Source organism: Oleiphilus sp. HI0132, assembly GCF_001635845.1.
Map to the genome: position 1 here is coordinate 1 of NZ_LWGJ01001831.1, position 581 is coordinate 581.

Here is a 581-nt window from a genome sequence, read left to right on the forward strand (position 1 = left end):
CTTGAGCAGATCAATCAAGCGATTGAGAAGTTTACCTCCTTACGTATTAAACAGCGCTTGGAAGACACTCTTGAGCTTCCACCTCTGCCTCAGAGTGCACAAGAAATTATTCGCCTTCGCTCCAACCCTGATGCAGGCGCTGATGAACTGGCAGATATCATCGAAAAAGATCCAAGCCTTGCTGCTCAGGTAGTTAGCTGGGCTTCCAGCTCATTTTACAATGCACCCGGAAAGATCAAGTCAGTTCACGACGCGATCATCAGGGTATTGGGCTTTGATATGGTGATGAACCTGGCAATGGGTTTAGCTCTGGGAAGAACACTAAAAGTTCCTAAGGATGAGCCAAAAGGTTATGCCCCCTATTGGCAGCAAGCCATGTGGCTAGCTCTAGGTACGACCTCAATTCTAAGCAAAATTGACCCGACTTATCGCCCCAGTTTCGGCTTGTCTTATCTTTCGGGCTTGCTGCATAACTTTGGTTATTTGGTGCTTGCACACGTCTTCCCGCCTCACTTCTCGTTGATGTGTCGCTATATTGAAGCAAACCCCCATTTAGACAGTGGCTATATTGAGCACTTCTT

General features: G+C 47.2%; 1 protein-coding gene. It reads left to right on the top strand.

The genetic code is table 11. From position 1 onward, the window contains the following. Nucleotides 1–581 (top strand): HDOD domain-containing protein (locus A3766_RS27660; protein ID WP_156509199.1); only part of this gene is annotated, 581 nt, incomplete at both ends.